Origin of the sequence: Paenibacillus sp. FSL P4-0081, from assembly GCF_000758565.1 — a bacterium.
In the GTDB taxonomy this organism is placed as follows: Bacteria; Bacillota; Bacilli; order Paenibacillales; family Paenibacillaceae; genus Paenibacillus_AQ; species Paenibacillus_AQ phytohabitans.
On record NZ_CP009280.1, the window covers coordinates 1,065,926 to 1,091,055 of the forward strand.

Annotated in this window: 15 protein-coding genes, 14 tRNA genes and 2 rRNA genes; 26 read left to right on the forward strand and 5 right to left on the reverse strand. The window is 53.6% G+C overall.

Annotation, left to right across the window (positions count from 1 at the left end; all coding sequences use genetic code 11):
* Nucleotides 1–56: 56 nt before the first annotated feature.
* The 17 genes from P40081_RS04610 to P40081_RS04690 all read left to right on the forward strand — a co-directional run bounded on the left by P40081_RS04610 (nt 57) and on the right by P40081_RS04690 (nt 6,116).
* Nucleotides 57–2,985 (forward strand): 23S ribosomal RNA (locus tag P40081_RS04610).
* A 77-nt stretch (nt 2,986–3,062) separates the two neighbouring features.
* Nucleotides 3,063–3,179 (forward strand): 5S ribosomal RNA (gene rrf / locus P40081_RS04615).
* Between the two features lie 63 nt (nt 3,180–3,242).
* Nucleotides 3,243–3,319 (forward strand) — tRNA-Ile (locus P40081_RS04620).
* Nucleotides 3,320–3,322: 3 nt separating this feature from the next.
* Nucleotides 3,323–3,398, forward strand: a tRNA-Asn gene (locus P40081_RS04625).
* A gap of 3 nt (nt 3,399–3,401) precedes the next feature.
* Nucleotides 3,402–3,491 (forward strand) — tRNA-Ser (locus P40081_RS04630).
* Nucleotides 3,492–3,637: 146 nt separating this feature from the next.
* Nucleotides 3,638–3,712, forward strand: a tRNA-Glu gene (locus P40081_RS04635).
* Nucleotides 3,713–3,828: 116 nt separating this feature from the next.
* Nucleotides 3,829–3,904 (forward strand) — tRNA-Val (locus tag P40081_RS04640).
* Nucleotides 3,905–3,937: 33 nt separating this feature from the next.
* Nucleotides 3,938–4,014, forward strand: a tRNA-Met gene (locus P40081_RS04645).
* Nucleotides 4,015–4,018: 4 nt separating this feature from the next.
* Nucleotides 4,019–4,096: transfer RNA gene (locus P40081_RS04650), tRNA-Asp, on the forward strand.
* A 94-nt stretch (nt 4,097–4,190) separates the two neighbouring features.
* Nucleotides 4,191–4,265, forward strand: a tRNA-Gln gene (locus P40081_RS04655).
* 27 nt (nt 4,266–4,292) lie between these two features.
* Nucleotides 4,293–4,368, forward strand: a tRNA-Lys gene (locus P40081_RS04660).
* A gap of 16 nt (nt 4,369–4,384) precedes the next feature.
* Nucleotides 4,385–4,468, forward strand: a tRNA-Leu gene (locus P40081_RS04665).
* 7 nt (nt 4,469–4,475) lie between these two features.
* A tRNA-Gly gene (locus P40081_RS04670) sits at nt 4,476–4,550 on the forward strand.
* A gap of 10 nt (nt 4,551–4,560) precedes the next feature.
* Nucleotides 4,561–4,637, forward strand: a tRNA-Arg gene (locus P40081_RS04675).
* 153 nt (nt 4,638–4,790) lie between these two features.
* Nucleotides 4,791–4,864 (forward strand) — tRNA-Pro (locus P40081_RS04680).
* A 12-nt stretch (nt 4,865–4,876) separates the two neighbouring features.
* Nucleotides 4,877–4,947: transfer RNA gene (locus tag P40081_RS04685), tRNA-Gly, on the forward strand.
* Between the two features lie 218 nt (nt 4,948–5,165).
* A complete protein-coding gene (locus tag P40081_RS04690; RefSeq protein ID WP_042133682.1) occupies nt 5,166–6,116 on the forward strand; it encodes a helix-turn-helix transcriptional regulator in 951 nt (316 codons plus the stop codon).
* Nucleotides 6,117–6,209: 93 nt separating this feature from the next.
* Here P40081_RS04690 and katA read toward each other — a convergent pair whose 3' ends face one another.
* The 3 genes from katA to glgP all read right to left on the reverse strand — a co-directional run bounded on the left by katA (nt 6,210) and on the right by glgP (nt 10,533).
* Complete coding sequence (katA, locus tag P40081_RS04695; protein WP_042133684.1) at nt 6,210–7,661, reverse strand: catalase KatA; 1,452 nt, start codon at nt 7,659–7,661, stop codon at nt 6,210–6,212.
* Nucleotides 7,662–8,001: 340 nt separating this feature from the next.
* On the reverse strand, nt 8,002–8,526 hold the full coding sequence (locus tag P40081_RS04700; protein ID WP_039310145.1) for a discoidin domain-containing protein: 525 nt from the start codon (nt 8,524–8,526) through the stop codon (nt 8,002–8,004).
* A 390-nt stretch (nt 8,527–8,916) separates the two neighbouring features.
* The gene (glgP, locus tag P40081_RS04705; RefSeq protein ID WP_042133686.1) at nt 8,917–10,533 is read right to left on the reverse strand and encodes an alpha-glucan family phosphorylase; all 1,617 of its coding nucleotides are present in this window, start codon (nt 10,531–10,533) and stop codon (nt 8,917–8,919) included.
* 320 nt (nt 10,534–10,853) lie between these two features.
* On the opposite strand from glgP, the gene rbsK reads away from it, so the two are divergent.
* From rbsK to P40081_RS04735, 6 genes are all read left to right on the forward strand, one after another.
* A complete protein-coding gene (rbsK, locus tag P40081_RS04710) occupies nt 10,854–11,795 on the forward strand; it encodes a ribokinase (protein ID WP_042133687.1) in 942 nt (313 codons plus the stop codon).
* Nucleotides 11,796–12,119: 324 nt separating this feature from the next.
* Nucleotides 12,120–12,884, forward strand: a complete 765-nt coding sequence (gene aroD / locus P40081_RS04715) for a type I 3-dehydroquinate dehydratase (RefSeq protein WP_042133690.1) — start codon at nt 12,120–12,122, stop codon at nt 12,882–12,884.
* A 443-nt stretch (nt 12,885–13,327) separates the two neighbouring features.
* Nucleotides 13,328–14,020, forward strand: coding sequence for a response regulator transcription factor (locus P40081_RS04720; RefSeq protein WP_042133691.1), 693 nt, complete (start codon nt 13,328–13,330; stop codon nt 14,018–14,020).
* Nucleotides 14,017–15,381: a sensor histidine kinase gene (locus P40081_RS04725; protein WP_042133693.1), complete on the forward strand. Its 1,365-nt coding sequence runs from the start codon at nt 14,017–14,019 to the stop codon at nt 15,379–15,381. Before P40081_RS04720 ends, P40081_RS04725 begins: the two co-directional genes overlap by 4 nt.
* The gene (locus P40081_RS04730) at nt 15,378–16,010 is read left to right on the forward strand and encodes a PepSY domain-containing protein (protein WP_052421668.1); all 633 of its coding nucleotides are present in this window, start codon (nt 15,378–15,380) and stop codon (nt 16,008–16,010) included. The genes P40081_RS04725 and P40081_RS04730 overlap by 4 nt, the downstream gene beginning before the upstream one ends.
* A gap of 192 nt (nt 16,011–16,202) precedes the next feature.
* Nucleotides 16,203–16,772 carry a PepSY domain-containing protein gene (locus tag P40081_RS04735; RefSeq protein ID WP_052421669.1) on the forward strand — a complete coding sequence of 190 codons (570 nt, stop codon included), beginning with the start codon at nt 16,203–16,205 and terminating at the stop codon, nt 16,770–16,772.
* Between the two features lie 73 nt (nt 16,773–16,845).
* Here P40081_RS04735 and P40081_RS04740 read toward each other — a convergent pair whose 3' ends face one another.
* Both P40081_RS04740 and P40081_RS04745 read right to left on the reverse strand, forming a co-directional pair.
* Complete coding sequence (locus P40081_RS04740; protein ID WP_042133695.1) at nt 16,846–17,610, reverse strand: MerR family transcriptional regulator; 765 nt, start codon at nt 17,608–17,610, stop codon at nt 16,846–16,848.
* A 341-nt stretch (nt 17,611–17,951) separates the two neighbouring features.
* Entirely contained in the window at nt 17,952–18,704 is a 753-nt protein-coding gene (locus tag P40081_RS04745; RefSeq protein WP_042133697.1) for a 3'-5' exonuclease, read from the reverse strand.
* A 189-nt stretch (nt 18,705–18,893) separates the two neighbouring features.
* Here P40081_RS04745 and P40081_RS04750 point away from each other — a divergent pair, with 189 nt between their 5' ends.
* From P40081_RS04750 to P40081_RS04760, 3 genes are all read left to right on the forward strand, one after another.
* Nucleotides 18,894–19,553, forward strand: coding sequence for a hypothetical protein (locus tag P40081_RS04750; protein ID WP_042133699.1), 660 nt, complete (start codon nt 18,894–18,896; stop codon nt 19,551–19,553).
* Between the two features lie 98 nt (nt 19,554–19,651).
* Nucleotides 19,652–20,071, forward strand: coding sequence for a hypothetical protein (locus P40081_RS04755; RefSeq protein WP_042133701.1), 420 nt, complete (start codon nt 19,652–19,654; stop codon nt 20,069–20,071).
* 28 nt (nt 20,072–20,099) lie between these two features.
* On the forward strand, nt 20,100–25,079 hold the full coding sequence (locus tag P40081_RS04760; RefSeq protein WP_042133703.1) for a DUF4132 domain-containing protein: 4,980 nt from the start codon (nt 20,100–20,102) through the stop codon (nt 25,077–25,079).
* Nucleotides 25,080–25,130 lie beyond the last annotated feature (51 nt).

Here is a 25,130-nt window from a genome sequence, read left to right on the forward strand (position 1 = left end):
AGCAAGTTGAAATAGTTATTAGTTGCTACAGCGATTTTCCTAACGGAAAACGCATTGGTTAAGCTAATAAGAGCACACGGAGGATGCCTAGGCGCCAGGAGCCGACGAAGGACGTGGCGAACAACGAAACTGCCTCGGGGAGCTGTAAGCAAGCTTTGATCCGGGGGTGTCCGAATGGGGAAACCCAGCTGTGGTAATTCGCAGTTACTCGTATCTGAATACATAGGATACGCAGAGGCAGACCAGGGGAACTGAAACATCTAAGTACCCTGAGGAAGAGAAAACAATAGTGATTCCGTCAGTAGCGGCGAGCGAACGCGGAACAGCCTAAACCAAGGGGCTTGCCTCTTGGGGTTGTGGGACGTCTCACATGGAGTTACAAAGGAATATGGTAGGCGAAGAGGTCTGGAAAGGCCCGCGATAGAGGTAAAAGCCCTGTAGCCTAAACTGTGTTCTCTCCGAGACGGATCCCGAGTAGTGCGGGGCACGTGAAACCCCGTATGAATCCAGCAGGACCATCTGCTAAGGCTAAATACTACCTGGCGACCGATAGTGAAACAGTACCGTGAGGGAAAGGTGAAAAGCACCCCGGAAGGGGAGTGAAATAGAACCTGAAACCGTGTGCTTACAAAAAGTCAGAGCCCTATTAATGGGTGATGGCGTGCCTTTTGTAGAATGAACCGGCGAGTTACGTTTAACATGCAAGGTTAAGGTGAGAAGCCGGAGCCGCAGCGAAAGCGAGTCTGAATAGGGCGATTGAGTATGTGGACGTAGACCCGAAACCGTGTGATCTACCCCTGTCCAGGGTGAAGGTGCGGTAACACGCACTGGAGGCCCGAACCCACGCATGTTGAAAAATGCGGGGATGAGGTGGGGGTAGCGGAGAAATTCCAATCGAACTCGGAGATAGCTGGTTCTCCCCGAAATAGCTTTAGGGCTAGCCTCGGTGAATGGAGTGGTGGAGGTAGAGCACTGATTGGGTGCGGGGCCCGCAAGGGTTACCAAGCTCAGTCAAACTCCGAATGCCATTAACTTCTTGCCGGGAGTCAGACAGTGAGTGCTAAGATCCATTGTCAAAAGGGAAACAGCCCAGACCATCAGCTAAGGTCCCCAAGTGTGTGTTAAGTGGGAAAGGATGTGGAGTTGCACAGACAACCAGGATGTTGGCTTAGAAGCAGCCACCATTGAAAGAGTGCGTAATAGCTCACTGGTCGAGTGACTCTGCGCCGAAAATGTAACGGGGCTAAACACACCACCGAAGCTATGGCTAGATGCTTTGCATCTGGGGTAGGGGAGCGTTGTATGCAGGTTGAAGGTGTACCGTAAGGAGCGCTGGACAGCATACAAGTGAGAATGCCGGTATGAGTAACGAAAAGATCAGTGAGAATCTGATCCGCCGAAAGCCCAAGGTTTCCTGAGGAAGGCTCGTCCGCTCAGGGTAAGTCGGGACCTAAGGCGAGGCCGAAAGGCGTAGTCGAAGGACAACAGTTTGAAATTACTGTACCACCGTAATCCGCTATGAGCGATGGGGTGACGCAGGAGGGTAGTGACGCGGACTGATGGATGTGTCCGTCTAAGCAGTGAGGCTGATGTGTAGGCAAATCCGCACATCACTAAGGCTGGGCTGTGATGGGGAGCGAAAATTGTAGTAGCGAAGGTCATGATCTCACACTGCCAAGAAAAGCCTCTAGCCAGGAGAAGGTGCCCGTACCGCAAACCGACACAGGTAGGCGAGAAGAGAATTCTAAGGCGCGCGGAAGAACTCTCGTTAAGGAACTCGGCAAAATGACCTCGTAACTTCGGGAGAAGAGGTGCCTCGGTAGGGTGAATAGCCCGAGGGGGCCGCAGTGAAAAGGCCCAAGCGACTGTTTAGCAAAAACACAGGTCTGTGCGAAGCCGCAAGGCGAAGTATACGGGCTGACGCCTGCCCGGTGCTGGAAGGTTAAGGGGAGTGGTTAGGAGCAATCCGAAGCTGTGAACCGAAGCCCCAGTAAACGGCGGCCGTAACTATAACGGTCCTAAGGTAGCGAAATTCCTTGTCAGGTAAATTCTGACCCGCACGAATGGCGTAACGACTTGGGCGCTGTCTCAACGAGAGATCCGGTGAAATTTTAATACCTGTGAAGATGCAGGTTACCCGCGACAAGACGGAAAGACCCCATGGAGCTTTACTGCAGCTTGATATTGAATTTGGGTACGATCTGTACAGAATAGGTGGGAGCCGGTGAGGCAGGAGCGCAAGCTTCTGCGGAGGCGCCGTTGGGATACCACCCTGATCGTATCTAGGTTCTAACCTAGTGCCCTAATCGGGTACGGGGACCGTGTCAGGCGGGCAGTTTGACTGGGGCGGTCGCCTCCTAAAGAGTAACGGAGGCGTTCAAAGGTTCCCTCAGAATGGTTGGAAATCATTCGCAGAGTGCAAAGGCATAAGGGAGCTTGACTGCGAGACCTACAAGTCGAGCAGGGACGAAAGTCGGACTTAGTGATCCGGTGGTACCGCATGGAAGGGCCATCGCTCAACGGATAAAAGCTACCCTGGGGATAACAGGCTTATCTCCCCCAAGAGTCCACATCGACGGGGAGGTTTGGCACCTCGATGTCGGCTCATCGCATCCTGGGGCTGAAGTAGGTCCCAAGGGTTGGGCTGTTCGCCCATTAAAGCGGTACGCGAGCTGGGTTCAGAACGTCGTGAGACAGTTCGGTCCCTATCTGTCGTGGGCGCAGGAAATTTGAGAGGAGCTGTCCTTAGTACGAGAGGACCGGGATGGACGTACCGCTGGTGCATCAGTTGTTCCGCCAGGAGCATGGCTGAGTAGCTACGTACGGACGGGATAAGCGCTGAAAGCATCTAAGCGTGAAGCCCCCCTCAAGATGAGATTTCCCAACTAGTAAGACCCCTTGAAGACGACGAGGTAGATAGGTTGGAGGTGGAAGTGCAGCAATGCATGGAGCTGACCAATACTAATCGGTCGAGGGCTTATCCAAATTTCTTAGAGCGCAGATTCGTTTCGGATTCAGTTTTCAGGAATCAATTCCTGAAGCATTTACGCTGTAAATGCCCGTTTGGTGGCGATAGCGGAGGGGTTCCACGCGTACCCATCCCGAACACGACCGTTAAGCCCTCCAGCGCCGATGGTACTTGGACCGAAGGGTCCTGGGAGAGTAGGACGCCGCCAAGCGGACAATCCACACACACTGTGGTATTTTTTTTGCCCTTATTAGTTGCATAGTGGTATGAGAACGGGCCTTTAGCTCAGCTGGTTAGAGCGCACCTCTGATAAGGGTGAGGTCAGTGGTTCGAGTCCACTAAGGCCCACCATATTCCCTGATAGCTCAGTTGGTAGAGCACTCGACTGTTAATCGAGTTGTCACAGGTTCGAGTCCTGTTCGGGGAGCCATCTGGAGAGGTGTCCGAGTTTGGCCGAAGGAGCACGATTGGAAATCGTGTAGGCGCCACAAGCGTCTCGAGGGTTCGAATCCCTCTCTCTCCGTAGCATTACCTTCTCTGTAAAGGGATGAGAACCCTCAGTGGTTCGTTGGAGCATTGGCTTCGTTAGCACAGCTTCGCAATCTCGTAACGAAGTGAAGAGTATCCCTCTCTCTCCGTAGCTTTACCTTACAAATATTTAATCAGCATGGCTCGTTGGTCAAGGGGTTAAGACACCTCCCTTTCACGGAGGTAACATGGGTTCGAATCCCATACGAGTCACCAATTTCTTCTTGGATTTATGGGATGAGAATTCCCTGGGTTCGTTGAAGCATAGGCTTCGTGAGGAATACTTCGCAATCTCGTAACGGAGTGGAGAGTATCCCATACGAGTCATATATGGAGGCTTAGCTCAGCTGGGAGAGCATCTGCCTTACAAGCAGAGGGTCGGGGGTTCGAACCCCTCAGCCTCCACCATCTATCTTTAACAGAATAGATCTTTAACATTGACGCGGGGTGGAGCAGCCCGGTAGCTCGTCGGGCTCATAACCCGAAGGCCGCAGGTTCAAATCCTGCCCCCGCAACCAATTTGGAACCGTGGTGTAGTTGGCCTAACATGCCTGCCTGTCACGCAGGAGATCGCGGGTTCGAATCCCGTCGGTTCCGCCATTTTTATTGTATGAAGGTATCAGGGATTGAGCATCCTATATCTCGAAGTATAGAGTATCCACCCGATTCCGTAGTGTTTGCTAATTATTAATATTGGGGATTAGCCAAGCGGTAAGGCAACGGACTTTGACTCCGTCATTCATAGGTTCGATTCCTATATCCCCAGCCATTTCATTTATGATTGCTTCTCTTATGAGAGCCATTAGCTCAGTTGGTAGAGCACCTGACTTTTAATCAGGGTGTCGAAGGTTCGAGTCCTTCATGGCTCACCATTTTCTTATAAAGTGTGCGCGTGTGGCGGAATGGCAGACGCACCAGACTTAGGATCTGGCGTTTCACGACGTGGGGGTTCAAGTCCCTTCACGCGCACCATGTTTTTGCGGACGTGGCTCAGCGGTAGAGCATCGCCTTGCCAAGGCGAGGGTCGCGGGTTCGATTCCCGTCGTCCGCTCCATATAGATTTTGCGCCCTTAGCTCAGCTGGATAGAGCGTTTGACTACGAATCAAAAGGCCGGGAGTTCGAATCTCTCAGGGCGCGCCATTTATAACTTCATTGAATCATCAAAGTGTCCTCAGGATTCGAACGAGTTCGTTGGAGCATCAGCTTCAATAGCACAACTTCGCAATCGGATGCGAAGCATCCGTATCTCTCAGGGCGCGCCATTATTACTTTGCAGTATAGCTTTTATATTAACGGGATGTAGCTCAGCTTGGTAGAGCACCTGGTTTGGGACCAGGGGGTCGCATGTTCAAATCGTGTCATCCCGATATTTCACCTTTGCGGGTGTAGTTCAATGGTAGAACTTCAGCCTTCCAAGCTGATAGCGTGGGTTCGATTCCCATCACCCGCTTAAATAATAGTTACAGCAACCCTTGATATTCAAGGGTTTTTTTGTTTTTTTAGCATGGGGCGGAAGTATTGCTTACTAAAAATACATAGTATATGCTGGTGGCCGCTCTATGCGCTGGTAATGCTATATTATGCAGACAGCCATGTTTATATAGACCTGTTATATTAGAACTATGGAAGAACAGGCACTATTTACTTGGAAGTTGAGGAGCATTTATTATGACAGACAAAGTAATACGGATCTTCAAGATCATTAACGCCATCCAGTCGAATCCCGGGATTACGGCTGCGGATCTGGCATTCCGGTGCGAGGTGAATATTAGAACGATTTACAGGGACTTGGATGTAATCAGTCATTTTGCACCGGTGATGAATGAGGGGAGAGGAACGGGTTATAAGTTTATGGGGAAATTCTTCTTATACCCGCTGGATTTCTCCGAGCAGGAGGCAATGGCCTTCTCTCTGCTGCCCTCCGTGCTGGCACCCGGCAAAATCCCCCCAGGTTTTCTGTCTGCCTTTGACAAAGTCATGGGCACACATCTGAAGGAGAAATCCAAACAGAATGGAATGCTTGAGAATATTTCAGATATTATCCAAATGGGCAAGCCTGCTTACCGCAAGGAGAGCCGGAATTTCCTGCAGCCGCTGATCGGGGCGATTATGGAGCAAAGGCGGATTCGTACGGTATATCACTCGCAATTGCGTAATGAGACAACGCAGCGGGAGATTGATCCTTATTATTTGATTCCGCGTGACCAGAGATTCTATCTGATTGGCTATTGCCACCTGAAGAGGGCGATCCGGACATTTCGCATCAGCCGTTTTCAGCAGGTAGAGGTGACGGATACCCCCTTCGACAAAGGGGATTTCAATATTAAACAGTATCTGAAAAATACCTGGTCGATCGACCGGGGCAACAAGAATACCACCTTCAAAGTGCGGTTTCATCCGGAGGTAGCGCGTTACATCAAAGAAGAGGAATTGTTCGTGCACCCGCGAATGACCGATGAGGAAGACGGAAGTCTGCTGTTTGAAGTCACCGTCAATAACGACAAGGAATTTATTAAGTGGATTCTGCAATATGGCCCTAACGCCGAGATTCTTGAGCCGGTATCCGCGAGACAGGGACTGAAGCAGCAGCTGGAGCAGTGGATGAATGTGTATCATTAGGCAATATACATAGAAAATGTAAATACGATAATCCCAAGAAACCCCTGACTGATGAAGTCAGGGGTTTCTTGGCGCTGAAGGGTGCAAGTGGAGTTACTCCGGTACCACCAGTCCCAGTCCGTCCGCGATACGCCGTCCAAATTCCGGATCGGCTTTGTAGAAATGGCCAATCTGGCGAAGCTTGATCTCATCCGACTCGACTGGAGTCATCGCGCCTACAATATTGCGTACGAGCCGGGCACGCTCCTCTTCATTCAGCAGACGATAGAGATCACCCGGCTGGGTGTAATGATCGTTGTGATCATAAGGGAGACTGTCTGCTTGACCGGAGACTGCAAAAGCGGCCGGTCTATCCTGCGGCGACTCGGTTGCCCCGCCGAAGCTGTTAGGCTCGTAATACACGGAGCCTCCGCCGTTATTGGTATGATTCAGCGCGCCATCCCGCTGATTATTGTTCACCTCGGCGATGGGCCGGTTAACCGGCAGGTGGTTGTGATTCGCTCCTACCCGGTAACGGTGGGCGTCTCCGTAGGCGAAGAGGCGGCCCTGGAGCATTTTATCAGGAGAGGCTTCTATCCCTGGCACAAATGATCCCGGGGAGAAGGTAGCCTGCTCCACTTCGGCGAAGTAGTTCTCCGGATTGCGGTCCAGCACCATGCGGCCCACCTCAATCAGCGGGTAATCCTTCTGGGACCATACCTTGGTGACATCAAACGGGTCGAAACGGTAGGTGTCAGCATCCTCTACAGGCATGATCTGCACATGCAGTCTCCAGGCGGGGAAATCCCCTTTGTCGATCGCATTGAATAAGTCCTCAGTATGGTAATCCGGGTTGTCACCGGCAATCTGCGCAGCCAGATTAACATCGAGATTCTTGACGCCCTGCTCTGTTTTGAAATGGTATTTCACCCATACTGCGGCGCCTTCTGCATTCACCCACTTGAACGTATGGCTGCCGAAGCCGTGCATATGACGGAGGGTGGCCGGTATGCCGCGGTCAGACATCAGAATCGTAACCTGGTGCAGGGATTCAGGGGAGAGCGACCAGAAATCCCATACAGCGTTCGGGTTCTTCAGATGTGTCTGCGGGTGGCGTTTCTGGGTATGGATAAAGTCCGGGAATTTGATCGCATCACGGATGAAAAAGACAGGTGTATTGTTGCCGACGAGGTCGTAGTTGCCTTCTTCGGTATAGAATTTCACGGCAAAGCCGCGCGGATCGCGCACGGTATCAGCAGAACCCAGCTCCCCGGCTACGGTAGAGAAGCGGATGAACATCGGTGTGCGCTTACCGACTTCAGATAAGAAGGCAGCTTTTGTATATTGGGAGAGATCTTTGGTGACTTCAAAATAACCATGAGCACCGGCACCTTTGGCATGGACAACACGCTCAGGAACACGTTCCCGGTTAAAATGGGCTAATTTCTCCAGCAGATGAACATCCTGCAGCAAAGTGGGTCCGCGGGAACCGGCTGTCATAGAATTCTGGTTGTCACCTACCGGGGCACCCCAGCTTGTCGTTAGTTTGTTATTGCTCTCACTCATGAATACAGTCACCTCGTATTAGGATTTGATTTTAGATTAAGTATAAGTTTTATAATAACAAAAAATTAAATAAAATCAATCCTTTTTTATAATCATTATAATTAACAATATGCGGAAGAAGGTAAAATCATGATAGGGCTGACGCCTCTGGACTAGAATATATCTCGCATTATTAGAAGGCAAGGGCAAGGGCGAGTGAGAGGGAATGGGAATGGGAGGTATGAGCTGAAGCAGTAGGGTGACAACGTCAAAAACCCTCTACGTTAGGCGTAAGAGGGTCTCTATTGCTGCTATCAGTCAGGAATGCGGCCTGTCTCTGATAAGCGCATGTGAGCGTTAATTATTCGTACAGTTCCAGCTCGCCTACAGAAGTGGAATAAGCGCCGTTGTTGGCGGTAATGACCAGCCTGTAGCTGGTATAGTCACCTGTAGAAGAGAGGTTGAAGTAGTAAGAGGAACCCGGATAATAAAGGCCGGACTGGCTGCTCAGAACAACCCAGCTGCTGCCGTTACTGGAGCCCTGAAGGGTCCAGGTTTTTGGCACATTCGCCTGAGGCTGGGATGAGGTGGTGAGCCTATAGCTGCGGACCTTTTTGGAAGTACCAAAGCTGTATTGCAGATATCCTGAGCTGCCGCTGGAAGTGGAGTAATAGGTGCTGTAATCATGGTCAAAAGCTTTGTAGGCTTCATGGAATGCCCATTCGCTGCTGGCGGAGGCGGTACCCGCCGGACTTGTGTTGGAGGTCATCACTGGAACAAGATTGCCGGCAGCACTGGCTCCGGTTAAACTGATCGCGGAAGCCATAAGCAGAGTCCCCAAGCCGATACCTACTTTTTTGAAGCTGCCCATTCGTTGCAATTGCATTTGCCCATCTCCCTTTGTAGTGGTTTTACCTGCTTCACTTGTGCGTGTTTGGCCTAAATAAACTCCCCGGGAACTTCTAGCCGCTCATCGCTTACCTTATTGTGCAAACGTTTGTAGCACACTATCACTGTAACCCAAGTGAACTGAAAATATTGTCGGAATTGGACAAGCAGCCAAAAAAAATTAGTTTGAGAAACTGGTTTCACCAAGAGTAGGATATTTACCCGGAATTCTGCTGGAAAGCAGATTAAATGAAGATGATTAACGTTATTAAAGATAAAGAATATTGACTGAAAACTCGTGGAACCTAAAAATTCCCGCCCGCTGAAGCGGGCAGGAGGGAACGAAGAAAGGGCATATAGGAGGAAGCTGCAGAACTGCGGACGCGAATCAGCCTTTGATGTACATCCGGTTATAGTATTCATCCAGCATGCGTTTGGTGGCGAACTCGGTGCGGGTGGTCTCAATGCTGCGGTGCATCATCTGCACCCACTTGTCCTTGTTCTCATAGAAGGTCGGCAGAACACGGTTCAGGAGTGTATCATACAGGGCATCGCTGTCGTGCTGATCAAGCACCGCGAAGTCCGTAGTCTCAAAGCCGTCCCCGATCTGCCAGCCGTTCTCGCCGTCTATACAGGCTTCCGGCCACCAGCCGTCAAGGATGGAGCAGTTGAGGACGCCGTTCATGGCGGCCTTCATACCGGAGGTTCCGCTGGCTTCCAGCGGTCTGCGCGGATTGTTCAGCCAGATATCGGAGCCGCGGGTGAGCTGGGCACCAATGGTCATATCGTAGTTTTCCAGGAAAACTACGCTTTTCGGGTATTTTTTCATCATGGCTACGAGGTTGCTGACGATTCTCTTGCCGTTATCATCCAGCGGATGCGCTTTGCCGGAGAAAACAATCTGAATTCGGCCGCTCTCCAGGTATGGCTCAATCACCTCAGGCTGGGAGAAGATCAGGTCGCTGCGTTTGTAGGGAGCGGCGCGGCGGGAGAAGCCGATGAGCAGGTTGTCGGCATTCAGGGCAATCCCGGAGCGTTCCTCGATGAAGCCGATCAGCTCCTGCTTGATCTTCTTATGCACAGCCCAGAGGTCGCCGCCTTCTTCAAAAGCACGCGTCATCCGTTCATCCACCCAGGTAGGCGTATGAATTGCATTAGTAATGCCGATGATCTCGGACCGGCCGGCGACCTCTTTCCACATTTTATTGGCGGTATCGGCATGGAGCTGGGCAACGGCGTTCGAGATACGGGACAGGCGCAGGCCTGCCACAGTCATGTTGAATGGCTCTCCGCCGATCCGCTCCATCTGAGCGCGGGTTAAGCCGTTAAAAGCACCCATGTACTCCAGACGGTCGAGCGGATGGGTCTCATTACCTTCCTTGATCGGTGTATGTGTAGTGAACACAACCTCTTCCCGTGTAGCTTTCCAGGCTTCCTCAAAAGTACTGCCGCCGGACATCTTCTCACGGATCAGCTCAATTGCTGCAAGCGCGGCATGCCCCTCGTTGAAGTGGTAGACATCAATCGGAATGCCCAGGGCACGCATGGCCTTGACGCCGCCGATCCCCAGGACAATCTCCTGGGCAATGCGTTCTTCCCCGAACCAGCCGTACAGCTGGCCTGTAATCCAGGCATCACTGTTCTCGGGAATATCGGTGTCCAGCAGATAAAGCGGGCTGTTGCCGAAATGCTCTGTTTTCCACACTTTGCAGACGACATCGGTTTTTCTGACTTTTACCGTAACCTTGACGCCGGTATCTTCAAGGAACTCATACACATAATTATGGTAGGAGTCGTACGGATTGCCGTTTGCATCAATTTTCTGGTCCGTGTACCCTTGTTTCCATTTGAGTCCGATGGGGATGACAGGAGCGCCTATATCCTTGGCACCTTTGATGTAATCTCCGGCCAGAATACCCAGGCCTCCGGCGTACATTTTGAAGTCTGAATGGAGCCCGTACTCCATGCTGAAATAAGCTACTGACGGCAGTTGGTTCTCGTTCACTTGATAAGCCTCCTAAATATGATTTAGATTATTATTGGCCAAGCTGCAGGCTTTATCTAAGATGCAAACGTTTGCTCAAAAGAATGTGTCAGGCTCTGGAAGCGATTGCACACCTATTCTAGCATATTTGTCTTTAAAAAGCACAGCGAAGTTTTGATGAAAAAAAGCTGCCAAAGCTTCTATTCATAAAAATTTGATTAACCCGGCTGAAGGCCATAAGATAAGAGGATAACAACCAGTAACGCCGGTGCCGTCCCTTCCATGGAGAAGGTAGCCTTAATGGCGAAGAAACAATGGAAATAAACCAAGTGGTGGTGTTCATGTTGAGTATAGTCGTAATTGGAAGTCTGAATATGGATATGGTAGTACGCACGAAACGGGCTCCGGAAGCGGGCGAGACGCTGTTTGGTCAGGAATTTGCATTGTCCCCGGGCGGAAAAGGTGCCAATCAGGCCGTTGCTGCAGCCAGACTTGGCGCGGAGGTAACCATGATCGGCAGAGTGGGCCGGGACTCTTTTGGCAGCGGACTGCTGGAGGTTATGACACAGGAGCAGGTTCACACCGGATATATCACGCAGAGTGAGTCACAGGCTACAGGAGTCGCCTCCATTGTGGTGGACGGAGAAGGCGAGAACCGGATTATCGTGGTCCCCGGTGCGAATGTTGAGATGAAGCCGGCCGATATTGAAGCACTTGAACCGGTTATCCGCCAAGCCGGAATTGTCGTCATGCAGCTGGAGACGGATCTGACTATGGTAGAGGCTGCGGCTGCCGTTGCTTCCCGCCATGGAATTCCGGTGATCCTTAACCCGGCACCGGCTCAGCCGCTCGGAGATGAATTACTTCATCATGTGACTTACCTGACTCCGAATGAAACAGAGGCGGGCATTCTGGCCGGTATTTCCGTAGAGAGTGTGGATGATGCGGAGCGTGCGGCACGGATTTTGCTGCAAAAAGGGGTTCAGCACATTATTGTCACACTGGGCTCCAAAGGGGCGCTGATTGTGAATGCCGCCGGCAGCCTGCATGTTCCCGGGTTCCCGGTACAAGCTGTAGATACAGTGGCGGCGGGCGACTCCTTCAACGGGGCGCTGGCCTGGCAGCTTACCCGCGGGAAAACGCTGGATGAAGCGGTTAGATTCGCGAATGCGGTCGGTGCACTGGCGGTTGGCAAAGCGGGAGCGATTCCTTCGCTGCCAAGATTGCAAGAGGTGAAGCAGTTCCTGCAGGAAGCTGCTGATGCCGAGCCGGGCGCACAGTAAATTTAGCGTAAGGATCGTGTAAACGGTCCTTTGAGATTCGTAAGTTCACTCTGTATAGGCAAAATGTTGCAGGTATTACAACTTGAATCCATAAATACCGCGTTGTCCGGACGGATTGTTGTATGAAATACATGAATTGTTTCTTTATTCTGCATGGTAAGGGGAGAATATTGCCTTTTATACAACAATTCCGGATTCTGGTTAATATATTGCGGGGATTGTTGTATTCTGTGCAGGATTGTTTGACCAGATACAGAATGCTGCGGACAAGCGAGCCGGGCGGTTAATTCACAGGCTTAGCCTGATACATAAGGAGCTGAAACGATGAGCGGTACAGTAACCGTTAAGAATGTAACCCTTGGGGAGGGGATGCCCAAAATCTGTGTTCCGCTGGTCGGAACAACGTTATCCGAGCTTCGGGAAGAGGCGGAGGCCCTTAAGGCTCTTGCTCCGGATGTGGTGGAGTGGCGGAGCGATTTCTTCAGCCAAGTGGAGGATATCGCAGCGGTAACGGAGGTATTGGGGGAAATCCAGCAGCTTCTGCCGGAGATCCCGCTGATCTTCACGTTCCGCAGCGCCAAAGAGGGCGGGGAGAAGGAAATCTCCACAGAATATTACTTCCGGCTCAACAAAGCCGCTGTAGAGAGCGGATATGTTGATATTGTGGATGTGGAGTTGTTTAACGGGGAACAGGAGGTCCGCGGGCTGATTGCCACAGCGCATGACAATGCGGTATTCGTGATTATATCGAATCATGATTTCCAGGGCACGCCGTCACAGGATGAAATCGTCTCCCGGCTGCGCAGAGCACAGGAGCTTGGCGGAGATCTGCCGAAGATTGCTGTGATGCCGCAGAGTGCGGGGGATGTGCTTACCCTGCTGGCGGCAACAAACGTGATGCAGGAGCAGTATGCGGACCGTCCGATCATTACAATGTCGATGGCCGGAGAGGGCGTAATCAGCCGGCTTGCCGGTGAAATCTTCGGCTCAGCGCTGACCTTCGGGGCAGCGCATAAGCCTTCGGCTCCGGGACAGGTAGCGGTTGCCGAGCTGCGCAGTGTGCTGGAGCTGCTGCACCGCAGCTTATAACTTCTTGCTGCTGTTGCGTGTGCATACGCAGTAGAAGAGAATGGGGTGTTTCCGAGCCGCTTAAGCGGCCTGGAGCACTCTTTTTTGTTTAATCCGCAGAGAGTGGGCAATAAGCGGGATTTGGCGGTAGGCAGGCAGAATGAGGAAATGAGAGGGATAATTTCCTCTGATTGAGCGAAAGGCGGACAGAATGAGGAAATGAAAGGGATAAATCCCTTTGGTTGAGCGGTAGGCGGGCATGTGGAGGAAGAGGGGGAGGGGGCCTTTGTTAAGGGGATATATAGTTCACACTATTAAGAATAAACTGGAGAATTACGAGGAGCGAGGGGACGGTGGCCAGTTGTAGAGTTTGAATCTGCGCCTGCCTATGCCCTACAATGGAGGCAGCCGGATTAAGAATAAGCATGCATACACGTGCATGCAGGCAGAAAGGCGGAACGCCAATGACAGAATCTATCCTGGTTGTTGAGGATGAGGTGAGAATAGCCCGTCTGCTGCAGATTGAGCTGGAGTGTGAGGGATACCGTGTATCCATTGCCGGCAGCGGCCATCAGGGACTTGAGCTGTATCAGGAGCAGCAGCCGGATCTGCTGCTGCTGGATGTAATGCTGCCCGGATTCAGCGGAATAGAGCTGCTGCGGCGTATCCGGGCGAATGATGCCGATACTCCTGTGCTGCTGCTTACGGCTAAAAGCTCGGTGGAGGACAAGGTATCAGGGCTGGATTTAGGGGCAAATGACTATATTACCAAGCCTTTTCAAATAGAGGAGCTGCTGGCGCGTGTCCGCGCTGCGCTGCGGCTGGCATCAGGACGTAAGACAGCGGAAACAGACTCATGGCTGAGAGCGGATGATCTTGAGCTGAACGAAGCTACACGTGAGGTAATGCGGGCGGGCAGAAGGATTGATCTGACTCCGCGGGAGTTCGATCTGCTGGTGTTCCTGCTGAAGAATAAGCGCCAGGTGCTGAACAGGGAGCAGATTATGACAGCCGTCTGGGGATATGACTATTACGGGGATACGAATGTCGTGGATGTCTATATCCGGTATGTCCGCAAAAAGCTTACGCAGGGTAATCAGGAAGAACTGATCCATACGGTGCGGGGCATCGGTTATGTGCTGAAGGACTCCCTATGAAGCTGCGGAGCAAAATCTATCTGTACTCCAGTGTGCTGTTTGCCGTACTGCTTGTCATCATGAACCTGTTCATTTACCTGATGTTCAGCCGGTTGTCGACAGATAGCCAGCTGGAACAGGCTGCTGCCGAGACAGCCAGGGTCGCTGCTGATATGAGAAGGGCGGGAAGCGGGGTAGCGGCACCGGAGCTGCTCCGGGCCTATGTGCCGATTGAAGGGATGCTCCGGCTGCTCGCGCCGGACGGGAGCGGTCCTGCGCCTGTCACTTCAGCCTCCGAACAGGAGATCAGCCGGCTGAAGCCGGTCTATCATCCTGAGAAGCACACTGGAATTATACAGGCGGGCGGGCGCTCCTATGCATTCGTGAGCACTCCGGTCATCTGGACGGACGGGAACGTCATGAATGTCCAGATGACCAAAAGTCTGGAGAGCACCATGAGTACACTGCGGGTGCTGCGGATTGTGCTTGCCGGAGCCACGCTTGTTGCGCTGCTGCCGCTGCTGCTCTCCAGCCGGTTGCTGTCGGGACTGATTATGCGCCCCATTGTGCAAATGACAGTTACCATGCGGGAGATCAAAAACAGCGGGAAATTCCGCAGGCTTGCGCTGAAGGAGACCTCCGGGGATGAGCTGGTGGAGATGGGGCGTACGTTCAACGAGATGATTGCCCTCCTGGAGAGCAATCATGTGAAGCAGGAGAAATTCGTCTCGGATGCTTCACATGAACTGCGCACACCGCTGACGGTAATTGAGAGTTATGCCAGTCTGCTGAAGCGCAGAGGGCTGGAACATCCCGAGTTGTTCAATGAATCGGTTGAAGCCATTCATTCTGAAGCTGTACGGATGAAGGGGCTGACTGAGCAGCTGCTGCTGCTGGCGAAGCATCATGAGCATTGGGATCTTGAGATGAAGATGATCGATTTGGAAGAGCTGGCCCGAGCTTCGGCCAGGGTATTCCATAATGCATATGGGAGAGAAGTGACCGTCCAGTCCAAGGGCCCGGTTGAAGGCTACAGTGATGAAGCGAAGCTGAGGCAACTGCTGTTCATCTTCCTGGACAATGCCCGCAAATACAGTGATGAGGCGATAACTGTCAGCCTTGAAGCTTCCGGGCAGGAGCGGGTTATAGTCATTACGGACCGGGGGATCGGGATTCCTCCGGAGGAGCTGCCTAAGATATTCGACCGTTTCTACAGAGTGGATGAGGCAAGAAGCCGCGAGGGCGGGGGTGCAGGCCTGGGGCTGTCGCTTGCGGCAGAGATCGCAGGTGCGATTGGTGCCAAGCTGTCCATGAATAGTGCAATAGGTCTGGGAACCTCGGTGATGATCCGGATTGCCGCTGAGAGCAGGGGAGGACAATGAACAAGCAACGTGAGAATACGAAACGAGTGAATAATAAACGATCGACCCAGAGCCTTCTGTATAAGGCGGTCATTATTTTGGCTGTGCTCCTCGTGCTGGTATTTGCTGCACTGCGGATATTCGGTAATGAATCCGAACAGCTGCTGTCCAGGGAACAGGCGGAACAGGCCGTGCTGAAGGAATATGCCGGAACGGTAGAGAGTCTGAGGCTGCAGTCCGGGAAATATGTGGCAGAGCTGGAGACTGCGCAGGGATTATATGAGCTGAAGCTGGATGGAGCAACAGGTGAGATCCTCTCCATAGTGTTGCTGAAGCGCGCAGCAGAGCCAACTGTTCAGCCTACACCCGCAGCCTCTCAAGCCCCTGCGGGCGGAGCAACTGCTGCACCATCACCAGCTCCGTCCCCGTCCGCGCAGCGTGTGGTCTCAGAAGACGAAGCGGTCCGGCTCGCATTGCAGGAAGTAGCGGGGGAACCGGATGATGTGGACACCGGAATCAATGACTCAGGCGCATTTTATCTGGTGGAGATTAAAACTTCAGACGGACGAGAGGCCGTAGTTCAGGTTAACGCCATCTCTGGCAGCATTATGTCAGTAACGTGGGAAGAACCGGATGGAGATAACTCCTGAGCCTTTTTCTAAGTCAAGAATTTATATGTTTTGGGGCCTTCGCAAAATACCTGAGTAAACATCGAAGTTATAACTCCACTTTGTGAGGTTAATTTTCTCATCAAATTCTAATGTTCCTCCCGCTGTCCTCTCATGTTGGACCGTTATAGTTACTACATGAGCAGCACAGATTGAACTTAGGAGGCGGCAAAGATGAAGAAAAAAGTATGGAGCAGTATAGCGGCAGCAGCATTGATTCTCGGAGGTGCCTACGGTATCGGCGAGGTTAAGGGCGGTACTGCGGTAGCCGCCGCATCGGTGCAGAGTCAGAGCAAAACGCTGATCGGTGTAAGCAAAGCCGAAGAGATTGCCTTGAAGGCGGCACCGGGACAGGTAGAGAGCATTGATCTGGATAAGAAACTCAGCGGTACGTATTACGATGTCGAGATCCGGCAGACCAAGCAGGAGATGGATGTCCGGGTAGATGCGTACACGGGTAAAGTGATAAGCGTGCGCAAAGAAACAGACGATGACGACGATGATAACTATGAAGTTGCTGCTACAGCACCAAGCGGAACGCTGATTACAGCGGCCAAAGCGGCCGAAGTAGCATCAGCCTCAGTGAAAGGAACGGTAGCTGAAATTGATTTTGACCGGGATAATGGCGGAGCCGTGTATGAGGTGGAGATCAGAAACGGACGGGTCTCGACGGAAGTGGGAGTCGATGCGTATACAGCCAAGATTGTGTACACAGATGTAGACTCCGACGACGATGATGATTGAGCCATACAGCAGTAAAAAAAAGAGGCAGCCGTGCAATCCGGCTACCTCTCTTTTTTATAAGGGGAACATCACATTACTGCTTCGCTCCCGTATACACATGTACAGCATCCCGCAGGAACCCGGCCAGTCCGGGACGGCGTTTGTCGTAATAGGCGGTAAAGCGTTCATCATCGACATACATTTGCGCTACCCCAGCGTGAGCTTCCTTGGTGTAGGTATCCCAGTAGAAGCTAAGCCACTGGCGGTGCAGATCAGCTGCCTTCTGCGCAAGTTCACCTGCAGAATCTCCTTCCTCCATCGCCTGCTCCAGCGAAGCGAACATGTCCGCTTCAAGCTGCTGGATGGCAGCATACTGCTCCTCGGTCATGTTCTTCAGCTTGCGGTTCGACTTCTCTACGGCATCTTCGCCGTACTTCTCCCGGATTTCCTGCCCGTACTTCTGCTCGTTATCGTCAATCAGCTTCTGCTTAAAGCCTGTGAATTTCTCATCATTGCTCATTGTAATTCTCCCTTCGGTGTGTGCAAGTGTCTGCTCGACGTTCGCGATCAGCCGGTCCAGCTGCTGTCTCCGCTGAAGCAGCTTGTCATGGTGCTCACGCAGCGCGCGGGCCCCATCGAAGGAAGGTGATGTGACAATGTCCCTGATCCCTTCGAGGCTTAAGCCCAGCTCCCGGTAAAAGAGAATCTGCTGCAGCCGGTCTACCTCGGCCTGGCCGTAGATGCGGTATCCCGAGGAATTGATTCTGGCCGGCTTCAGAATCCCGAATTCATCGTAATACCGCAGTGTCCGCGTACTGATCCCCGCGAGCGCTCCCAGCTTCTGAACAGTGTACTCCATTGTCATTTCAGCCTCCAACTCTGTCTTGGCGTGTACAGCTGGACGTGCTCTAGCGTCCCCGCCGTGTAAGCTGCTGCTTACAAAAATTACTGTACACCTTCACGTAACGGCAATGTCAAATCCTAATTTTAGGATAACCCGAGGGCTGGCCGGATAACCGGATAACCTCGCAAACACCAAACAGCAAACAGCGGCAGTCTCCCCGATGAATGTCTAAGGGAAAGCTGCCGCTGTCATGTGCAGGGTAAGCCTTGGAAGATAAGAATTTAAGTGTTTTGGGGTCCCCGCAAAGTACCTGAGTCATCCTCGAAGCTAACGCCCCACTTTGTGGGGGGGATTGTCTATTTCTTGCCGACCTGGGCGGCGAAATACGCCTGCAGTTCCGCGAGCTTCCGGGGGTCGGCCAGAGCATCTTCAGCAGGGAAGTAATGCTCGGCTACAAGCTCCCAGGTGGGAACGATCTTCTGGGAGGTCATGGCTTTGATGGCGATCTTGACGGTCTTGCGTTCTCTGGCGTTGGAGAAGGTGTCGATATAGTGCTGGGAGCGCCCGAAATCCAGCTCGCTGAAGACCGCACGGAAAATATCGGCCGTCATCTTGGCATCATCCAGCGCGCGGTGTGCAGAGCCGGAAGGCTCAAGGCCAAACAGGGCCATAGCGCCTTCAACGCTGATGTCATTGCTTAGGCCGCGGGCGCGGAGTACGCCTTTGAGCAGATCGAAGTAGGTTGCTTCCATCCAGTAGGCGTCATCGATTTTGTGCATCCGCACGTCCTGGATGATCCGTTTCATATCCTCGCCGCCCCAGGTCAGCAGCAGCACGCCGTCCGTGCTCTGGTCAAGCCAGGCTCTGAAGGCGGCTATCACCTTCGGGAACCGGTCGGCGACATCGATATCCTCTTGGGGGATGCCGGTTTTTTTCTTGATGAAGGAATTGAGGGTGGAGAAGTATATGGGTTTGATTAAGGCAGAGAACTCGCCCTTATATTGCAATGAAGCGTCTAGACGGACAGCTCCGATCTCAATGACCTCCATAGGGTGCTCACTGGCAAATTTGCGGCCGTTGAATTCGATGTCCAGAATAATATAATCCACAGGTAATGCCTCCGTTTCAGTGACTGGCGCCGGATTGCCCGTAATTGCGCCGACATTTCTATTTTAACAAAAAAAGTGCTTGTGTGGGGAATTCGGCGGTGAAATGGCAGATTGATGCAGGAACGGCGGCAATCCGGTGTCGAATAGCTCAGTATCAGGTAATGCCGGAGAACAAAGGAGCGGATGTACATGAACAGACAAATCTATTGGATCGGCGGTTCGGCCTGTGCCGGGAAAAGCACGCTCGCGGGGCGCCTCGCGGAGAAATATAATATGACGCTTTACGCATGCGATGAGCATTATGAGGATCACCTGCAGAGAATTACAGGGAAGGCGCAGTCTGCAATGTACCGGGTATCGCAGATGTCGATGAATGAAGTGTTCTTCACCAGGGATGTGACTGAACAGCTGGATGTCTATACCGGGTGTCTGCGGGAGGATTTCAATTATGTGCTGAGCGATCTTGAGTGTTCGGGCGATGGCCCCATTGTTGTGGAGGGGAATCAGCTGCTGCCGGCGCTGGTGGCGCCTCTTCTGAAGCCGATGGATAAGGCAATCTGGGTGATCCCGGCGGAACCGTTCCAGCGGGAGCAGTACAGCAAGCGGGAATGGATTCAGGGAATCCTGCAGGCAACAGAGAATCCGGAGGTTTCGTTCAACAATTGGATGAAGAGAGACGCGCTGTTCGCTGCGAGGATCAGGAGTGAGGCAGGGGAACGGAAGCTGAAGGTGCTGGAGGCAGATGGCAGCCGGACGCTGGAGGAGAATTTCGCTGAACTGGAGCGCTGGTTCGGATTGCAGGGGGATGGCGGGACGGAATCGATGTCCGCTCCGAATTTCATCGTGTGAAATCTAGCCGAAGCGCGGCAGAGGGGCCGGAATTGGGTATTAATCTAAGATGGTCTGTTTTCCGGTAAGGCTTGTCTGTAGAAACAGGAGGGATAGATGTGCGGCTGTATGTTACTGTCAAAAGCCTGGGCAAACGCAAACCGGTGCTTGCCCGGCAGGAATTAGTACTGCAGGGGGCTCCTGCTACACTGCAGGAGCTGATTACTGAGATCGTAGTCCGGCAGGTGCAGGGACTTGTGGACAAGCAGGGGCGGGGAGATATTATTCCTTATCTTACAGGCAATGAGATCCAGGAGCAGGGAGAGAACGGCAAGGTCGGCTTCGCGACCATTTATAACGGTGAACCGCCGGATACCGGTGAAGCGGTTGCTGCTGCACTGCTTGCTTTTGAGGACGGATTATATAAGGTGTTCCTGCAGGAGCGGGAATGTGCCCTATTAGAGGAGCCGCTGCAGATCCAGGACGGGGATGAGCTGGTATTCATCCGGTTCACTATGCTGGCCGGAAGACTATGGTAGGAAGATTAGGTAGAAGGGGGAACAGGATATGGCGGTAAGTAAAACTGAGGATCTGGAAGCACAATGGTATGCGGAGATGGAGAATAAGGCCAAAGGGCTGGATGAAGAAACATCGGGTCTTGCGTCTGTCGTTATTGGACTCAGCCGTTTGAATTATTATGGCGGCCAGGAGGACGAGAGCAAGGCGTGCATGGAACAGCTCAGGACACTGGCCGGCGGCAGGACAGAAGGATTCTATGAACCGCTGCTGACGGCTGTCAGGAAGCTGTTCAGCCCGTATACCGCAGAAGTGATGACTTACATAGTGGAGCATTGTACGGAGTATCCGTACAGCAGGGGATACGTGCGCAGACCTTACCGTACCCGTAATCTTGAGCTGCACAGCGCACAAATTCTGAGCAAACTGAGCTCGCTGATCTTCATGGAGCGGCAGGGTTTCGTCCTTGGAGAGTATCTGCGCAAAAAGGACAACGATACGGATTACAATGTGAGTTACCGCTTCAGGCTGGTCTTAAGCGATGTCATTGCCTATGAGCTGGACCGTGAGGACAGCAGCGGTATGCTGGACGACCTCAAGGAAATGGTCTACGGCGATAACCAGGCAGCGGTGCTGAGCTACGAGGTGATCAAGGGCGTATTCATGAGTCACCGGAAGGAAGCTGTGGTGATGCTGGGCGAGCTGCTGCTGGCTGCCAAGCTGCAGGAGGGGCTGCGCCAATCGCTGGTGGAACGGATGGATGAAGGAACTCTGGATAACAATCTGTACGTGCTGAAGCTGATTCTGGACAATGATTTCATCCGCTACAGCTCTGTCGTGCGCGCGCTGGGCGTGTGGACGGGCATGGGGCTGGAAGCCCAGAATCAACGGGTGGCCAAGAGCCTGATTGAAGGCGCATACCTGGTGCTGCAGGATGAAGCGGTGCGGGCAGCATGGCTGGAGGATGCGAACGCCCATCATGTCTACCTGAGCCTGTGGGCAACAGCTGTGCATGAGGAAGAGGATCTCTATGGACGGATTGGGGTTCTGATGGCCGGAGGGCAGCTCTATCAGAAGATTGTGGCCCAGTATGTGCTGGCGAACAGCCAGAACAGCGAGCTCCGGCTGGAGAGCGCCCGGCAATCTCTGGAGGAGCAGGACCTGGAGCTGCAATACTGGGTTCTAAGTAACTATAGCTACGGCTACAGCAGGCTGTGGAGACCGGACAAGAACGGGCCCAAGCTGGAGCTGCAGCGTTCACCGCAGCTGGGGGAGAAGGCGGCACGAGAGCGGGATTTCACTGCCCTCAAAGCGATGTTCCTGCGCACTCCCCATCGTGAATTAACCGGGGAATCCAAAGTGCTGGATTTCATCCAGGTGAACTACACCCCGGAGCTTCCGGTGCGCAAAATGCTGTACCTGACCGCGTATGATATGGACAGCGCCTGGATTGCCGAGCTGATTGCACTCAAGGATGAGTTCTCGCCGGATCTGCGCGGCGAGCTGCTGGCCAGCTTCATTAGCGACCCGCTGAATCCGGTGCAGCGTGAATTCGTGTTCGCCAGCCTTGGCGATAAAAGCATGAAGAACCGTGAGCTGGCCCTGGAGCAGGCCAAGGAATGGACACTGGATGCGGAGGAACTGGTGCAGGCCGAGGCGCTGCTGAAGCTGAAGACCGGATCGCTGCGCCAGAACGTGACCCGGCTGCTGCTCAGCCAGCCGGATTCGGCGCTTGAAGGCAGCATCCAGCGGCTGCTGCAGGAGAAAAACAGCCTGCAGCGCCTGGCCGCGCTGGAGATGGTGACGGTGCTCTTCGAGGATGAGCAGCGCAGCAGCCTGTATGAGGCGGTGCGTCCACAGGTGGAAGCGATTGCCGAGCCTGCGGCGAAGGAACGGGAGCTGATCGCGAAGCTTAGCCGCAGGAATGAATATACGGCGGCGAGCGGGTTCGGGCTGTTCAACCCGGGGGAGACGGAAGCATGGCTGACCGGGGGGCCGCAGCCCGGAGAATTCAGCTGGGATAAGGTGTTCTCCCTGCCGCTGGAGGAGATCAGGACCTTCCTGCACGGGCTGGATGAGCAGATTCATGGACAGCGGGACACGGAATATGTCAGCGAATATTATTCCGGCCAGAAGGAGACGCTGCTGGTCGGTGCGGTGCTGCGCACACTGAAATGGACTATGGCTAAGGACAGGGACAAATCGGCTTCTCAACTGGAGGAGTATCCGCTCCATGAGCTCTGGTCCGCCTATCTCCAGCAGAGCGGCTGGAATCCAAAGATGCTGCTGGAGCTGAACTTTTACAACCAGCTTGATGATCTGGATGGAACGATGGAGAGCTATTACCGGTACTACAGAGGCTCTATGGATTATAGGGAGCTGAAAAAACATAAGCTGCTGGAGGGCTGGAGAGCGGAATTCACGGAGCAGGTATATCCGCTGCAGACCATCAGGGATGTAGCAGAGCTGTTTGAAGGGCTGCGGTACGGCAATCAGGTGAAGACTCTGATCGGTGCCTTCTATGCAGACAGTGATAAACAGGATAACTTCAGCCTGGCCGCCGGGGCGCTGAATGCGCTGATGGCAGCGATGCCGGAGGATAAGCTGGAAAGTGAGGCGGCGCTGCTGAATGTTCTGGCCCAGCCATGGCTGAGGATGATGCGGGACCGGGCGGACGGGCCGGAGGATTTCAAGGAGCTGTTCAGATCCTTGTATGTCTTCGACCGGATGAACCCGGAGGATGCCGGCACCAGGCTGGAGCTGTACGATTATCTGAAGGCTTACGAAACGGGATTAACCGGTGAAGGTGAATTGTACAAGGAGCTGCTTGCCGGCCATGACAACCGCCATCACATGCGCACCCTAACCGGCCGGAATGTGGAGTGGATTGACGACAGTGAGCGGGTTGCCGGAATCCGCACCGTATTGATTGACCGTCTGCTGGAAATCGAGCTGGCCCGCGGGGAGCTGCCGACCGAGGTAACCCCGCTGGTGATGGGGCTGCAGCGGATCCAGGGAATGGAGTATTTCATCCGTATTCTGGCGGGGCTCGACAAGGAGACCTTCATCCGGGGTTATGTATATGGCTACGGCGACAGTATCACGAAGAAGGAATCATTCAGCCATCTGCTTAAGGTTAGCCATCCCCGGGAGGGTGAAGACTCTGCACTCCTGCGGACGCTGCTGAAGGATTCCGGTATCACGGAGAAGCGGCTGCTGGAAGCCGCCATGTATGCGCCGCAGTGGATTGAGATTATCTCCGGCTATCTGGATTGGGAAGGCATCCGCAGTGCCGCGTGGTATTTCCACGCCCATATCAACGAGAGCTTCTCGGCGGAGAAGGAGACGGTGGTGGCGCATTACTCGCCGATTACCCCGCAGGACTTCAATGACGGCGCTTTTGATATGAACTGGTTCCAGTCGGCGTATCAGACGCTTGGACAGAAGCGGTTCGATCTGCTCTATGACTCTGCGAAGTATATCTCCGCGGGTGCGAACCACCGGCGCTCCCAGCTGTTCGCTGATGCCACCCTTGGCAAGCTGAAGCTGGAGGAAATGAAGCAGTCTGTGGAACAAAAGCGTAACAAAGACCATCTGCTCAGCTACAGCCTGATTCCGCTCCGTAAGGACCGGGAGCAGGATATCCGGGAGCGCTATGAGCTGATCCAGCGCTTCCTCGCGGAGAGCAAGAAATTCGGCGCGCAGCGGCGGGCGAGCGAGGGGCTGGCGGCACGGATTGCCCTTGGCAATCTGGCCCGCAATGCCGGATATGCCGATGTCACCCGGCTGATGTGGGATATCGAAGCCCGCAAGCTGGATGAGCTGAAGCCATACTTCGAGCCGCACGCGCTGGATACCGACACCTTCGCCCAGCTGGTCATTGATGAGCAGGGTCAGAGCGAGCTTGTCATTACCAGCAAAGGCAAGGTGCTGAAATCGGTGCCTGCCCGCCTGAAGAAGGATGCCTATATCGAGGCGCTGAAGGAAACGCGGAGCGAGCTGACGGCCCAGTTCCGCCGGGCGCGCCTGGAGCTGGAGCGCTCGATGGAATCAGGCAGCAGCTTCACGCTGCAGGAGATTACCGGGCTCAGCCGGAATCCTATTCTGGCGCCGCTGCTGCGTGGTCTTGTCCTGAAGAGCGGCAGCGCACTGGGTTACTTCGCGGCCGTTCCGCCTGCGCTGGAGAATCCTTCCGGAGCGCAAACTGCTCTTACGGATAAGGATGAGCTATTCATCGCCCATCCGCTTGATCTGTATAACAGCGGGCAGTGGAGCCTGTACCAGAAGGATCTGTTCGACCGGCAGCTCAGCCAGCCGTTCAAGCAGATCTTCCGGGAGCTGTATCTGCCGAATGTGGATGAACTGGCGAATGGCGGCGTATCCCGCCGCTATGCCGGCCATCAGGTGCAGCCGCGCAAGACGGTTGCACTGCTGAGAGAACGGCAGTGGACGGTCAGCTATGAAGAAGGGCTGCAGAAGGTATTCTATGGCGAGAATCTGATTGCACGGCTCTACGCCATGGCGGACTGGTTCTCCCCGGCGGATACGGAAGCACCAACGCTGGAGACGGTCGAGTTCTTCGACCGGACTACGTATAAGAACGTCATGCTGGATAAGGTGCCGCCCCGCCTGTTCTCCGAGGTGATGCGCGATGTGGATCTGGTAGTGAGCGTAGCGCATGTGGGAGGCGTCGATCCGGAGGCCAGCCTGACGACTATAGAGATGCGCCGGGTGATCGTCAGTGAGTCCCTGCGTCTGCTGAAGATCGGCAACGTCCGCGTGGACGGCAGCTATGCCCGGATTACCGGGACGCTGGGCGAATATGCAGTGCATCTGGGCAGCGGCATGAGCTATAAGCAGGCCAGCGGGGCGCTGCATATTATCCCGGTCCATTCGCAGCACCGCGGCCGGCTGTTCCTGCCGTTCCTGGACGAAGATCCGCGCACGGCGGAGATTCTCTCCAAGGTCGTGCTGCTGGCTGAGGATACGAAGATTAAAGACCCTGAGATTCTGGCGCAGCTGAAAGCTTAAGCAGCTGAGTAGGGGGTGAGTCGTGCGGCTGAGCCTATGCTTCAGCTGTAG

What these genes read in the sequence shown, in the direction of transcription:
- P40081_RS04730 (WP_052421668.1), top strand. Translation starts at nt 15,378, where the DNA reads ATGAACAAGCAACGTGAGAATACGAAACGAGTGAATAATAAACGATCG.
- rbsK (WP_042133687.1), top strand. Translation starts at nt 10,854, where the DNA reads ATGTTGAGTATAGTCGTAATTGGAAGTCTGAATATGGATATGGTAGTA.
- P40081_RS04720 (WP_042133691.1), top strand. Translation starts at nt 13,328, where the DNA reads ATGACAGAATCTATCCTGGTTGTTGAGGATGAGGTGAGAATAGCCCGT.
- katA (WP_042133684.1), bottom strand. Translation starts at nt 7,661, where the DNA reads ATGAGTGAGAGCAATAACAAACTAACGACAAGCTGGGGTGCCCCGGTA.
- P40081_RS04735 (WP_052421669.1), top strand. Translation starts at nt 16,203, where the DNA reads ATGAAGAAAAAAGTATGGAGCAGTATAGCGGCAGCAGCATTGATTCTC.
- P40081_RS04690 (WP_042133682.1), top strand. Translation starts at nt 5,166, where the DNA reads ATGACAGACAAAGTAATACGGATCTTCAAGATCATTAACGCCATCCAG.
- P40081_RS04700 (WP_039310145.1), bottom strand. Translation starts at nt 8,526, where the DNA reads ATGCAATTGCAACGAATGGGCAGCTTCAAAAAAGTAGGTATCGGCTTG.
- P40081_RS04740 (WP_042133695.1), bottom strand. Translation starts at nt 17,610, where the DNA reads ATGGAGTACACTGTTCAGAAGCTGGGAGCGCTCGCGGGGATCAGTACG.
- P40081_RS04725 (WP_042133693.1), top strand. Translation starts at nt 14,017, where the DNA reads ATGAAGCTGCGGAGCAAAATCTATCTGTACTCCAGTGTGCTGTTTGCC.
- aroD (WP_042133690.1), top strand. Translation starts at nt 12,120, where the DNA reads ATGAGCGGTACAGTAACCGTTAAGAATGTAACCCTTGGGGAGGGGATG.
- P40081_RS04760 (WP_042133703.1), top strand. Translation starts at nt 20,100, where the DNA reads ATGGCGGTAAGTAAAACTGAGGATCTGGAAGCACAATGGTATGCGGAG.
- P40081_RS04750 (WP_042133699.1), top strand. Translation starts at nt 18,894, where the DNA reads ATGAACAGACAAATCTATTGGATCGGCGGTTCGGCCTGTGCCGGGAAA.